We start from the raw sequence: 13,328 nt of genomic DNA, 5'->3' as shown, positions 1-13,328 counted from the left end.
CCGAGCAGGAAACACCTGTACCAGGCGGTATTTCTTTGCCCGAAAAGGAGCCGGGAGCCGTCGCGGAAACATATTCCAAGGTTGGGAATACGTCCAGTGAGCCGAGGCCATCTGCTTCCATTGCCGTTCCCCCGCTGACCGATACACTGATGGGCTCCTTCCTCTCAACCGTTGAGCTGGACGCAATTTTGCGGGACGGCGGCAACGAGAGAAACAGTATCCTGCATATCGCCGCCTACTTTATGAAGGATAAAACGCCCGCCGAGAACGCGGAATTCCTGGCGTGGGAGTATCGTAAGGGCGGCAAGGGCTTTCAGTTTGGCGATAAGCAGATAGCCGTCTGGTTTGATGAAACCGGCCTGACCCTGGGGCGCGGCAAGTCCGCCCTCCAGGCCCGCGACAGCGTGCATATCACCTGGGAGCAGGCCGCTGTCCGCATCCGGGAGCTGCTTGACGCGGGACAATATGTTTCCCATGACGTGTTTGACGAGGCCATGGACAACGAGCATCATGAGCTTGCCGAACGGCTGCTGTACTTTTACCGCGACGATATGCGGGATTTCCGCGAAATGCCGGAAGCCTGGCGTTCCGAAACAGGCGGTTTTCCCGCCGATACCACGCAAGTGAAGGAACTGCTTCTCGACAAGGGAGGGCTTGGGGAATACAGCCTGATACTGGAACGGCTGGAGGAAGATATTGAGGCCCTATCTACCGACCCGGATGCGCCAAAACGCCTGTGGCACAGCCCGTCACGCCTGTTGCAGGCTGTACGGGATTTAGGCATTCCACCCCTTTCTTTTCCGGCAGGCGAACCGCCGACCGTAGGCTTCATGCCCTTTATCACCGAGGACGAGGTGGACGCTTATCTTTTACGGGGAGGCTCCTACCAATCGGGAAAATACCGGATATTATCCTACTTCCTGCACGATCACACCCCGAAGGAACGGGCGGATTTCCTGAAAACCGAGTACGGGCAGGGCGGCCAATCCCATGCCCTGTCCGGCGCGGATAACAGCTGGGCCGACAGTGAGCCGGGAAAGGGCATTATTTTAAAGCGCGGCAGCCTATCCAACCCCTATGACACCGTCAAGCTTTCCTGGAGCGCCGCGGAGAAGCGGATCGGCAAGCTGATTCAGGACGGGCGGTATATGACCCGTGCCGAGCTTGACCGTATCCCAGAATACGAGAAGGAAATGCTGGCTCGGAACGTGACCAATTTCTATTATAACCTGCCCGAGGATATCAAACGGCCATACCCTTCCTCCAATGACATTTGGGACGGCGAAGGCAGGCGCGCCGTCCGCGCCATGCTGGACAATCCGGCAAAGGTGGCGGAGCTCCTTACCGCCATGAAGCCCATTCTGGACGGCACCCATCCGGATGACCGGTACTATGCCACAAGACGGACAGGTTTTGAAAACCTCACTGCTTACCAAAACGGAACCTACACCCTGTTTCCCGGCTTGGACGGCCTGACACCGCCGGAAGCCGCCGCACAACGGCGGACTTCCGAACCGGTATCCCAGCCATATGCCCAGCTGTCTCTGTTCGACCTGCCGCAGCCCCTTCTGCCGGGCGTGTCGGAACAGCGGGCGGTCATTGAAGAAAAGCTCCGGGAAGCAGAGACGCCTGCTCTCTCCAGCACCGAGAGCATTTCACAGGAGGAAATCGACACCCTTTTGCTGGGAGCCGTGGAGACGCCGGAGCAGTATGACCGCATCATCAGGCAGTTCACGGAAAATCCCCGCTCAAAGGAAGCCGCACAGCTTGTCAAAGACATCTATGGCGACGGAGTGTACCTTATGCCCCGCACGGATGGGGCAGAAGGCTATTTAGGTCTGGTGGGAAGCGATACCGGCGTCACGCTTTCCAAGGGCGACCCTAAAACCGTCCCCCTGGCCCAGCGGAGGCCCGTTGTTTCCCTTGATTTGCCCTGGACGAAAGTCTACCGGCGTGTCTCCGAGCTTGTGCAGGCGGGGCGCTTTCTGGAAGCCTGGGAGCAGCCCCATGTTTTTTACAGCCCCCAAAAGAATATTCCCTACCGTGCGGGAGATGCCGTTGACGCGCTTTCCACCGACAACATCCATGTCCGGTTGGTAATCGACCGGGTAGATAAAGACTATGTGTATTACACCCTGCCCAGCGAACCCGAACAGGAGCCTGTGGAAATGTTCCGCTCCCGGTTTGAGGGATATCTGGACGATGGGCGGTACACCGTTCTGGAACCGGATACAACGCTGTCAGAACAGGAAGCAGACCTCACCAAACCAACACCGGGAGAACAAGCTATCTCTATGGAGCCATCACCACCGCATAAGGAGCCGGATGCTACGGATGTTCTGTCCCAACCGCAATCGGAGCAGGCACAGGAATCATCAGAGGCCACCGCTCCTGGACGCGTGTATGCCGTGGGGGACACAGTGTATCTGGAAAGCGACAAGCCCTACATCAATGACCGCATCGGAGATTATGATGTCAGCCTGCAAGACCCGTCCCTGCTGTATCCCATCTTCCGTGCGGAAAGCCGGGAAAGATTTGAACGGCTCCTTGCCCGCAATCCGAAGAATAAACCATTTACCGACTATCTGACCGCCGACCCGGACAATGCACACGAAGATTTACGGGATGTGCTGGAGAACGGCCTGCTGGCTGGACCTGACGGAGATGCGCTGGCAAGGCTGTTTCAGGACGGTGCGTCCAATTCCGGTATTATGGACTACCTTTCGCGCACCCTTTCCGGGGAAGCGGAGACAATGACGCTGAATACCGGAGAAACCGCAGACTACTTTGCCCAGGCCTCCGGACTTGTCATTGATGTGCAGAGCAGATTTATTTCCCGGTACAGCTTTGACTGGGGAGAGATTACGCCCGTCCTGCGGGGGATTTATGAGCGGGAACCGGAGCTTTTTGGGCGTTCCGGGCAGGAAAAGGAAACTACCCCGCAACAGGTGGAAGCTCAACAACAGCCGGAACCCCAACAGCAAACCGAAGCCCTGCCGGAAACCGGGCCTTCTGCTGCTCCCTCCGAGACCCCCGGGCCGAAAGAAGATTTTTTGCTGACACGGGAGGATATCGCCTATATCCGGGAGCGCTTGCAAAACCCCACCACCGAGGACATCGCCCGCATTGATGCGATACTGGCGGCTGCGCAGAAAGCTGCCGAACGTACGGAAAAAGAAGCGGACACTCACAGAACAGAGCCGCACGCACCGGCTGAAAACGAACTGCCAGAACAGAATATGCCGTCTGAAAGCAGCTTGCCGGAGCATGACGAGCCTTCCCATGATACTGCGGAATCGGAAGATGCAACAGGACGGACCGATGAGCCGCCTGAACCTGAAATCACCCAGACCGATCTGGACGAAGCCCTGATCCGGTGGAACGGCAGCCTGGACAGCAAAATACTTGTCTACCAGTATATGCAGGCCAGCCCCCGCGCGCGGGGAACCGCCGCCTTTTTAAGAGAAGAATACGGCGGCGACCTGCCTGCATTCCTTGTCACCAAGGAGGGCGCGGAGCCGGTAAACCTTTCCTGGCCCGTGGTACAGCGCAGTATTGCGCGGCTGATGGAGGAAGAACGCTTTCTGACGCCGGAGGAACAGACCTATGCCCAGCGGGAGTATACAGACTTTGCGGATGAGGAACTGCCGGACATTGACGAGGCAGAGCCCGCACAGGATGTGAAACCTGCACCGCCGCCCCAGAATTTCCGCATCACGGATGACCATCTTGGCGAAGGCGGCCAGAAAACAAAGTTTGGCTATAACCTTGCAGCCATCCGCATCCTGAAACAGATCGAAGCCGAAGACCGCCATGCAACTCCCGAGGAACAGGAAACCCTATCCCGCTATGTGGGCTGGGGCGGTATTCCTCAGGCGTTTGACGCCGACCGGGACGGCTGGCAGAAGGAGTACGCCGAACTCAAAGAGTTGCTTACGCCCGAAGAATATGATATGGCACGGGCCTCCACTCTGAACGCTCACTACACTTCCCCCACGGTCATCAAAGCAATCTATGACACGGTAGAGCGCCTTGGTTTCAAAACCGGCAACCTGCTGGAGCCGGCCTGTGGCGTGGGCAACTTCTTCGGACTTCTGCCGGAGAGCATAAAAAACGCCCGACTGTACGGCGTGGAACTGGACAGCATTACGGGCCGGATCGCAAAACAGCTTTACCCCAATGCCGATATCCGGGTGACTGGCTATGAACAGACCAACATGCCCGACGCCTTTTTTGACGTATCCGTAAGCAATGTACCCTTTGGCAACTATCCTGTCATGGATAAAAAGTACAAGCAGAACTTCCACGTCCATGACTATTTTTTTGCAAAAACTTTAGACCAGGTGCGTCCGGGAGGTATCGTGGCCTTTGTCACAAGCCGGTACACCATGGACAAGAAAAACCCGGAAGTACGCAAGTATATCGCCCAGCGCGCCGAGCTTTTGGGTGCTGTCAGACTGCCCAACAACGCGTTCAAAGCCAACGCCGGCACCGAAGTCACCACCGACATCCTGTTTTTGCAGCGCCGCGACCGGCTCACGGATATAGAACCTGACTGGGTGCATTTGGGTGTGACGGAGGACGGCATCCCCGTCAATCGCTATTTTGCCGAGCATCCAGAAATGGTGCTGGGTACGATGGAATACGACGATATGATGTACGGCGACCGCAGGGAAACCACCTGCCGTCCCATTCCCGGAGCCGACCTTGCGCAGCAGCTTAGGGAGGCTATGTCTATTATCCGGGGGCAGATCACCGAGGCGGAGCTAGACGACATTGAGGGTACTCTGGACGAGTTCATCCCGGCAGATCCCAATGTACGCAATTTCAGCTATACTGTTGTGGATGACCGGGTGTATTACCGCGAAAACTCATGCATGTATCCCGTAGACCTTCCTGCCGCGACCCTTGACCGCATCCGGGGTATGGTGGAACTGCGCAACTGTGTCCATGAGCTGATCGACCTGCAACTGGAGGAGTTTGGCGATAGTGAGATTAAAGCGAAGCAGGCAGAGCTGAACCGTCTGTACGACGCCTTTACCGCCGAGTATGGGCTGATTAACGCCACAGCCAACAGCCGGGCCTTTTCTGCGGATTCGGCCTACTTCCTCCTTTGTTCCCTTGAAATACTGGACGAGGACGGAAACCTTGCGCGCAAGGCCGATATGTTCACCAAGCGCACCATCAAGCAGAAAACCGTCATCACATCAGTGGATACGGCAAGCGAGGCACTGGCGGTATCCATCGGGGAGTGTGCTTGTGTGGATATGGACTTTATGCAGCAGCTGACCGGGTTCTCCAAAGAAAGGCTGATATCTGACCTGGAGGGCATCATATTCCGTGATTTAGGAGACCAGCCGCCCGAGAGCGTACCGAAAGCCTTTTATGACCTGGATAAGCTGCCCTTTGTCACCGCCGACGAGTATCTTTCCGGAGATGTGCGGAGCAAGCTGCGCCTTGCCAAAGCTTTAGCCGAAATGCGCCCAGACCTTGCACAGCAGCTTGCCCCTAATATCGCGGCGCTGGAGAAGGCCCAGCCCAAAGACCTGGATGCTTCCGAAATTTCCGTCCGTCTCGGTTCCACCTGGGTGGACAAGGAATACGTCCAGCAGTTCATGTTTGAGCTGTTGCAGCCGTCGTACAACCTGCGAAACAACCTAAAAGTCAACTATTTTGAGTATACCGGCGAATGGCAGGTGGCGGGCAAAAACCGTATCCCCTACAACAACATCCTGGCTACCGTCACCTACGGCACCGAGCGCATGAACGCTTACCAGATCATTGACGACACGCTGAACCTGCGTGATGTGCGGGTATATGACATCAAGTACGAGGACGGCAAGGAAAAGCGCGTCCTGAACAAAAAGGAAACCACCCTCGCCCAGCAGAAACAGGAGGCCATCAAGCAGGCGTTTAAGGACTGGATATGGAAAGACCCGAAGCGTCGTCAGGCCCTTGTGCGCCTGTACAACGACCGGTTCAACTCCACAAGGCTCCGGGAATATGACGGCAGCCACATCAATTTTTCCGGCATTTCCCCCGACATCACCCTGCGGACGCACCAGCTGAATGCCATCGCCCATATCCTTTACGGCGGGAATACCCTGCTGGCTCATGAGGTGGGTGCGGGCAAGACCTTTGAAATGGTGGCCGCCGCTATGGAGTCCAAGCGGCTGGGGCTTTGCCAGAAGAGCCTGTTCGCCGTGCCCAACCACCTCACAGAGCAGTGGGCGTCGGAATTTCTGCGGCTGTATCCCAGCGCTAATATCCTTGTGGCAACGAAAAAGGACTTTGAAATGCGAAACCGCAAAAAATTCTGCGCAAAAATCTCCACCGGCGATTATGACGCGGTAATCATAGGCCACAGCCAGCTTGAGAAAATCCCCATGTCCGTAGAGCGGCAGGAACGTCTTCTTAGGGAACAGATTTGGGAGGTCATGGAGGGCATTGATGAGTTAAAGCGCTCCCGTGGTGAGAACTTCTCCATCAAGCAGCTGGAAAAGACCCGCAAATCCCTGGAATCACGGCTGAAAAACCTGCTGGAAGGGAAGCGCCGGGACGATGTGGTCACCTTTGAGCAGCTGGGTGTTGACAGGCTGTTCATAGATGAAAGCCATTTTTTCAAAAACCTCTTTTTATACACCAAAATGCGCAACGTGGCGGGACTGTCCACCTCCGATGCGCAGAAATCCTCCGACCTGTTTATGAAGTGCCGGTACATGGACGAGTTGACGGGCGGCAAGGGCATCATTTTCGCCACAGGTACGCCCATCAGCAACTCTATGGTCGAAATGTATACCATCCAGCGGTATCTGCAATATGACCTGCTGGTAAAAAAGAACCTGAGCCATTTTGACGCCTGGGCGTCCACCTTCGGGGAAACAGTGACGGCTATTGAACTGGCCCCGGAGGGCACCGGCTACCGGGCGCGGACACGGTTTTCCAAGTTCCACAACCTGCCAGAGCTTATGGCCATGTTCAAGGAAGTGGCGGATGTCAAAACTGCCGATACGCTGGACTTGCCAAGGCCAAAGGCCAACTATGAAACCGTGGTGGTCAAGCCCACCGAATTGCAGAAGGAAATGGTCAAGGAGCTTTCCGACCGTGCCGCCGCCGTCCATGCCAACCTGGTTGACCCTACCATGGACAACATGCTGAAAATAACGTCGGACGGACGTAAAATCGGCCTTGACCAGCGTCTGATGAACCCCATGCTGCCCGATGATGAAAGCAGCAAGGTCAATGCCTGCGCGGGAAACATCTACCGGATATGGAAGGAAACCAAAGCCGACCGTCTGTCCCAGCTTGCCTTCTGTGACTTCTCTACCCCCAACCAGGACGGGCGTTTCAATGTTTATGACGATATCCGCGACAAGCTGATCGCCAAAGGCATACCGGAGGATGAAATTGCCTTTATCCACGACGCCAACACCGAGGCCCGCAAAAAGGAACTGTTCGCCAAAGTACGGCAGGGCAAGGTGCGCATCCTGTTCGGTTCCACCTTCAAAATGGGGGCCGGAACCAATGTGCAGGACCTCTTAATCGCCCTCCATGACCTCGATTGCCCCTGGAGGCCCTCTGATCTGGAGCAGCGTGCCGGTCGTATCGTCCGGCAGGGCAACTCAAACCCCGAAGTCTATATTTACCGCTATGCTACCGAAGGGACATTCGACGCCTACCTCTGGCAAACCGTGGAGAACAAGCAGAAGTTTATCAGCCAGATCATGACCAGCAAATCTCCTGTCCGTGCCTGTGAGGACGTGGACGAAACCGCACTGTCTTATGCGGAAATCAAGGCCCTGTGTGCCGGAAACCCACTCATCAAAGAGAAAATCGACCTGGACATTGAAGTGGCGCGTCTGCGGCTGCTCCGGGCTGACCATCAAAGCCAGCATTACCGGCTGGAGGACGATTTACTGAAATACTACCCCGAAAACATCGAAGCCGCCAAGAGCCGGATTGCAGGCGCGGAAAAGGACATGGCACGGTATATGGAAAACCTGCCGAAAGCCCCTGACGCGCAGCCGGAGGCATCCGATGCTCCCGAAACAGGTGCATCCGAGGTAGATTCCCATGCAGCACCGCCCTTTCCTACCATGACAGTGCTGGGTGTGGAGTATACGGAAAAGGAGCCTGCGGCAAAGGCTCTGCTGGAAGCCTGTAAGACTGTTGTGGGAAAAGAACCGGCGAAGATCGGCTCCTACCTGGGCTTTGACATGAGCCTTTCCTTTGACAGCTTCTACAAAAAGTTCAATCTGACCCTCAAGGGAGATTTGAGCTATTCCGTGGAACTGGGTATGGACACCTTCGGCAACATGACCCGCATCAACAATGCCCTGCGGGTAGATATTCCGGAAAGGCTGGAGACCTCCAAAAACCAGCTTGAAAACCTCTACCAGCAGGTGGAGGATGCAAAAAGAGAGCTGAAAAAACCCTTCGCACAGGAACGGGAACTGGCAGAAAAAGAAGCCCGTCTGGCCTTCCTCAATGCCCAGCTGAACATCGACAGCGGGCCGGAGCGTGTGATGGAAATGGCGGAATCTGACCTGCCCCAGCTGGCCTATGCCAAAAGCGCAAAACCGTCCATTCTGGAAAATCTGCGTTCCGGTACATCTGACGGCAAGCTAAAGGATTCGTCTGATAGACTAAAAAACCATGACATTACCCTATAGGAGGGATGCCGTTCTGACTATATAAAATGGTTCTCCATCGTCAAAAATAGCCGCCGGTGCGCTTTCTTGCGCCGGGCGGCAATCTCTTTTTATATCCAAAAACAAAAATACACCCACGAAAAGAATAGAAAGGCGGTGTTCTACCTATGCCGTGGAGAAGTAAAAACATCAACCTGCATTTTATGGTCAATGAGCAGGAACGCGACATGATTAAGAGAAAAATGGAACTGGCAGGTATCCGCAATATGAGAGCCTATCTTTTAAAAATGGCCGTAGATGGTTATGTGGTGCAGCTTGACCTGTCTGAGGTGCGGGAAATGGTGACCCTGCTGCGAACCGCGACCAACAACATGAACCAGATTGCCCGCCGCACTAATGAAACCGGAAACCTGTACGCTGCTGATATTGAGGATTTGCGCGTACATTATAACCGGCTTTGGGAACAAACAAATGGGATTCTCAGAAAGTTATCCGAGCTATAGTATATAAAATGATGGAAAATGGCGTATTCCCAACATGGGAATATGTCGCTTTCTCCGTGTTTCATTCTTCTGTATTCTCACATCATTCATTTGTTTATTTATTATCTATCAACCTTCTCATTATTTCTTTCATTGAAGCTCCGTCAACTTGCAATAGTAAAAATACAGATTTTGGTGTATAATATAATAAAAAAGGATTGCAATTTCGGCCATTGACAGCATAAAGGTTGTTCCAGACATCCAGTGCGGGATACCGTGAACAAGCATAAAAACATATATCGCAGCGCGTAGCATGGAAAAAGTGAGGTGAGGCGCATGATTTATTCCATAGACGAATTGAGAAAGAGGATAGCACCGGTGGCGGAGAAATACAACCTGCGCGCCGTGTACCTCTTTGGTTCCTACGCCCGGAACGAAGCGACGGAAAGCAGTGATGTAGACGTGCTGGTTGATCGGATGGGTTCCAAAGTGAAAAGCCTGTTTGACATGGGCGGTTTGTACAACGACTTGTGCGACAGCATCGGAAAGGAAGTTGATTTAATTACAACACAGACTTTGGAGCAGGAAAGTACCCAGCAGCGGACGCCATGGTTCGTTGAAAATGTACGAACGGAGATGATAAAGATTTATGAATAGCGGAGACCGACAGAGGATATTGCATATCCAAAACTATTGCCGGGACATCGCGGGATTTATCCAGAGATTTGGAAAGGACTATCAGTTGTTTATACAGGATAGGGCGTATTTCAACGCAGTATCCATGTGCATTTTGCAGATTGGGGAATTGGCAAACGGCCTTTCGGTTGAGTTTCGCGAGGAAACCAAAGAGCAGATGCAATGGGGTCTGATACGCGGAATGCGGAACTGGCTGGCGCACGCTTACACCGAGATGGATGAAAACGTCATTTGGGAAACACAACAAACAGCATACCGGGGCTTTTACACTTTTGTGAGAGGGTGATTGCACAGGAACACGGAAAAGATCTGCCACCTGTGGAAAAACCATCTATCCTTCAGCAGCTTACCGAGGGCAAAAAGGCGGTCGAAACTCCTGGCTCTGAATCCCAAAATAAGAAAAGCATCGACCCGGAACGTTAGCGAACTAAATAACTGCTGACCGGAAAAGGCGGCTCATGAGAAATCGTGAGCCGCCTTTTCCGGTCAGTTTTCCATTACTCAGAGGGCACAATGTACTCCCAAGTAAAATATTCAATCGTTCAAGCTTCTTATCCAACCCTTTCTTTCTTTCCTTGAAGCTCCCGTACAAAGTTCAACAGATTTTCAAGCGCTTTGTTGTTCAGCGGTTTCAACTCCGTGATCAGTTCGTTAAGCAGTGCAGGATTTGTAGTGCCTTCGTCAAAAAAATCTTTTGGTGTCACCTTCAGGTACTCGCAGATGCACAAAAAATTCTGCATGGAAGGCATGGATTTCCTGTTTTCAATATTGTTAATATAGTTGTCGGCCTGTCCCATCGACAGGCTCATGTCCCGCGCTGATACACCCATCTGTGTCCGCAGCTGCGCCAGCCTTTCCGATATATAGCTTTCATCCATTGGTATCAACCTCCTTCAATAGATTTTACTCTATAGAAGGAGCAATTTTGCCAATTGTGAGAGAGTATTATAATTGACATAATAGATAAAAGCTACTATATTTGTAAATGTACAAAATCATATTTAGTACGGAAAGGATGAAAGACATGAAAACAGTATGTGTCACAGGGCCTCGGGAGATACCCAAAAACAAAATCGAGTACGTCAGGCAGGAGCTTCAACGTGAAATTGAGCAGGCCATTGCGGACGGATTTACCAGATTCCTCAGCAGTATGTCAAATAACGTAGATTTGGACTTTGCCGCTATTGTTGCGAAAAAAAAAAAACAATATCCCGAACTGTATGTGGAGGCGGTTATCCCTTACTCCGACCGGGTAAAATCCAAAGATAAGCGGTTCCAAGAGTTGATGCCTCAGTGCAGCGGTGTCAAAGTAATCAGCAATGAGCGCGACCGGGATTGCTACTTCGCCAGAAATCGTTACTTAGTCGAGAAATCGGAAAGAGTGATTGCGGTTTCTGACGGAAAACAAAAAAGCGATGCTGCGCAGACCCTCCGGATGGCAGCGGCAAAGGGGCTGGAACTGCGCATCATTGATATCTCGGACGAGCGGATTGAATAAAAAATTAGAAAATCAGAAAGCAATTTTTCTGCGGAGCTGCCATCTTCCTTTTTATTGTGGAAACAGATCGACCTTGATGGTATAATAATCCAAAAGGAGGGGTGTTATGGGAATTTTAGCGGCGGCAGGCTTTGAACTGCTGATCGGCGCAGCGGTTGGCATTATAATCTTTATCATCGGCCTTTTTCTTAAACAGATTATTGTTTTTGACAGTATTGCACTTGGCGTTATTGCAGGCTTCGCAGCACATAGTATACTGCATGTTCACACGGTGCCGGCTATTGTAATCGGGATTGTCGTTTTCGGAGCTCTGCTTTGGCAGCAAACGACAAAGGCCGGCTTTTGGATTATTGCCATAATGCTGTCCATCCTTTGGGGGTTCATTTTTGGTATTGTGGCCTGGAGTGTCACAGAACACAATCTCTTTTGGACATACTGCATCTGGATTGCCGGGGCTTTGGTTATCCTGCTGCTGCATCTATGGTCAAGGAAGAACATGGACATATAACCGCAAAAAATCATACGAAAAAAGAGGTGCTTCTTTCCGATTTTTAGGGTAAAGCGCCTCTTTTTTTAGGAAGGAGGATTATTACGGCAACCACTTATTTCAGACCCAGGCATATCGACAAAGGCAGGAGCATTCTGGCAACATTGAAGAAAAGCCTCGACTATGGAAAGAACCCAAAAAAGACGCGGGACGGCTTGCTGATTTCCACGTATATGTGCGATCCTGCAACGGCTGACGCCGAGTTTCTGCTTGCCAAACGCCAGTATTATTATATTACCGGACGGGAGCAGAAACGGGACAAAAATATTCTTCTTTACCAGATCAGGCAGGCGTTCAAGCCTGGGGAAATTTCACCCGAAGAAGCGAACCGGATCGGCTATGAGCTTGCCATGCGTTTTACCAAAGGCCGTCATGCCTTTATCGTAACAACCCATGAGGATAAACACCATATCCATTCGCATATTTACTTCAATTCCACCACCCTGGACTGCACGGGAAAGTTTGATGATTTTCTTCATTCCGGTCGGGCCATTCGCAGGTTAAGCGATACAATCTGCATTGAGAACGGACTGTCTATTGTTGAAAATCCGAAGCCGAGTAAGGGAAATTACGGAACGTGGCTGGGTGATGAAAAGCCTCCTTCCTTTCAGGAAAAATTGCGCCGGGCCATCGACGCCGCACTGGAGAAAAAGCCCTCCGATTTTGAAGCGTTTCTTTCTCTCATGGAAGCATCGGGATATGCGGTCAAGCGTGGTAAGCACATTAAGTTTACCGGCCCCGGGCAGAAACGTGGAACCCGGTGTGATACCTTAAAAGGTGACTACACCGAGCAAGCAATCCGGGAACGGATCGAAGGTATCCGCATGGTGGTTTCCGGCGGCGGCAGCGCCTTTGAGCCAGCTACGACAAAGGTTAATCTGCTGATTGATATTCAAGCAAAAATCCAGGCAGGAAAAGGCTACGGCTACGAACGTTGGGCAAAGATTTTCAACCTGAAACAGGCAGCGCAGACGTTAATCTTTTTACAGGAAAACGGCCTAACCGAATATGCCGCTCTGGAGAAAAAAGCGGCAGAAACGACCGCAGCTTTTAACGCTCTTTCCGAAAAAATTAAACAGGTAGAAACCCGCATGAAGGAAATTTCTGAGCTGCAAAAACATATCTCAAATTACAGCCGGACACGGGAAGTTTATGTTCAATACCGCAAGGCTGGCTATAGCAAAAAATTCCTTGCTGAACATGAGGGAGAAATCATTTTACATCAGTCGGCAAAGAAAGCATTTGATGCTTTGGGGCTTAAAAAACTTCCCTCCATCAATACGCTCAAACAGGAATACGCCGCGCTCCTTGCCGAGAAGAAAAAGCTCTATCAGGGCTACCGTCAGGCCAGGGAAAATATGAAAAATCTGCTGACGGTGAAAGAAAATACAGACCGGCTTTTACGCTATTCTCCATCCGCGCCGGAGCAAGAAAATTTGCGGTGATAGGCTTCC

General features: G+C 52.2%; 9 protein-coding genes. 8 read left to right on the top strand and 1 reads right to left on the bottom strand.

Annotated features, from left to right (window positions below):
• The first annotated feature begins 149 nt into the window (after positions 1-149).
• From Gferi_RS03670 to Gferi_RS28435, 5 genes are all read left to right on the top strand, one after another.
• The gene (locus Gferi_RS03670) at positions 150-8,672 is read left to right on the top strand and encodes an SNF2-related protein (protein ID WP_083273813.1); all 8,523 of its coding nucleotides are present in this window, start codon (positions 150-152) and stop codon (positions 8,670-8,672) included.
• A 146-nt stretch (positions 8,673-8,818) separates the two neighbouring features.
• Positions 8,819-9,154 carry a plasmid mobilization protein gene (locus Gferi_RS03665; RefSeq protein WP_069974319.1) on the top strand — a complete coding sequence of 112 codons (336 nt, stop codon included), beginning with the start codon at positions 8,819-8,821 and terminating at the stop codon, positions 9,152-9,154.
• A 315-nt stretch (positions 9,155-9,469) separates the two neighbouring features.
• Positions 9,470-9,790: a nucleotidyltransferase family protein gene (locus Gferi_RS03660; protein WP_028309363.1), complete on the top strand. Its 321-nt coding sequence runs from the start codon at positions 9,470-9,472 to the stop codon at positions 9,788-9,790.
• The gene (locus tag Gferi_RS29380) at positions 9,783-10,115 is read left to right on the top strand and encodes a HepT-like ribonuclease domain-containing protein (protein ID WP_069974318.1); all 333 of its coding nucleotides are present in this window, start codon (positions 9,783-9,785) and stop codon (positions 10,113-10,115) included. Before Gferi_RS03660 ends, Gferi_RS29380 begins: the two co-directional genes overlap by 8 nt.
• Positions 10,061-10,252: a hypothetical protein gene (locus Gferi_RS28435; RefSeq protein WP_169832943.1), complete on the top strand. Its 192-nt coding sequence runs from the start codon at positions 10,061-10,063 to the stop codon at positions 10,250-10,252. Before Gferi_RS29380 ends, Gferi_RS28435 begins: the two co-directional genes overlap by 55 nt.
• Before the next feature lie 128 nt (positions 10,253-10,380).
• Here the strand turns inward: Gferi_RS28435 and Gferi_RS03650 are convergent, their stop codons facing one another.
• Entirely contained in the window at positions 10,381-10,707 is a 327-nt protein-coding gene (locus tag Gferi_RS03650; RefSeq protein WP_069974317.1) for a helix-turn-helix domain-containing protein, read from the bottom strand.
• Positions 10,708-10,853: 146 nt separating this feature from the next.
• On the opposite strand from Gferi_RS03650, the gene Gferi_RS03645 reads away from it, so the two are divergent.
• From Gferi_RS03645 to Gferi_RS03635, 3 genes are all read left to right on the top strand, one after another.
• Positions 10,854-11,327 carry an SLOG family protein gene (locus Gferi_RS03645; RefSeq protein WP_169832961.1) on the top strand — a complete coding sequence of 158 codons (474 nt, stop codon included), beginning with the start codon at positions 10,854-10,856 and terminating at the stop codon, positions 11,325-11,327.
• 106 nt (positions 11,328-11,433) lie between these two features.
• Positions 11,434-11,835, top strand: coding sequence for a hypothetical protein (locus Gferi_RS03640; protein WP_069974315.1), 402 nt, complete (start codon positions 11,434-11,436; stop codon positions 11,833-11,835).
• A gap of 143 nt (positions 11,836-11,978) precedes the next feature.
• Complete coding sequence (locus Gferi_RS03635) at positions 11,979-13,319, top strand: relaxase/mobilization nuclease domain-containing protein (RefSeq protein WP_236932683.1); 1,341 nt, start codon at positions 11,979-11,981, stop codon at positions 13,317-13,319.
• Positions 13,320-13,328: the final 9 nt, after the last annotated feature.

The organism is Geosporobacter ferrireducens (genome assembly GCF_001750685.1).
Lineage (GTDB): Bacteria > Bacillota > Clostridia > Peptostreptococcales > Thermotaleaceae > Geosporobacter > Geosporobacter ferrireducens.
The sequence above is the reverse complement of the archived record's forward strand: the minus strand, read 5'-3'. Positions and strand labels throughout refer to the sequence as shown.

Bases quoted from the DNA above. Each gene is read 5' to 3' on its own strand.
- Gferi_RS03670 (WP_083273813.1), top strand. From the start codon at position 150: ATGGGCTCCTTCCTCTCAACCGTTGAGCTGGACGCAATTTTGCGGGAC.
- Gferi_RS03665 (WP_069974319.1), top strand. From the start codon at position 8,819: ATGCCGTGGAGAAGTAAAAACATCAACCTGCATTTTATGGTCAATGAG.
- Gferi_RS03660 (WP_028309363.1), top strand. From the start codon at position 9,470: ATGATTTATTCCATAGACGAATTGAGAAAGAGGATAGCACCGGTGGCG.
- Gferi_RS29380 (WP_069974318.1), top strand. From the start codon at position 9,783: ATGAATAGCGGAGACCGACAGAGGATATTGCATATCCAAAACTATTGC.
- Gferi_RS03650 (WP_069974317.1), bottom strand. From the start codon at position 10,707: ATGGATGAAAGCTATATATCGGAAAGGCTGGCGCAGCTGCGGACACAG.
- Gferi_RS03645 (WP_169832961.1), top strand. From the start codon at position 10,854: ATGAAAACAGTATGTGTCACAGGGCCTCGGGAGATACCCAAAAACAAA.
- Gferi_RS03640 (WP_069974315.1), top strand. From the start codon at position 11,434: ATGGGAATTTTAGCGGCGGCAGGCTTTGAACTGCTGATCGGCGCAGCG.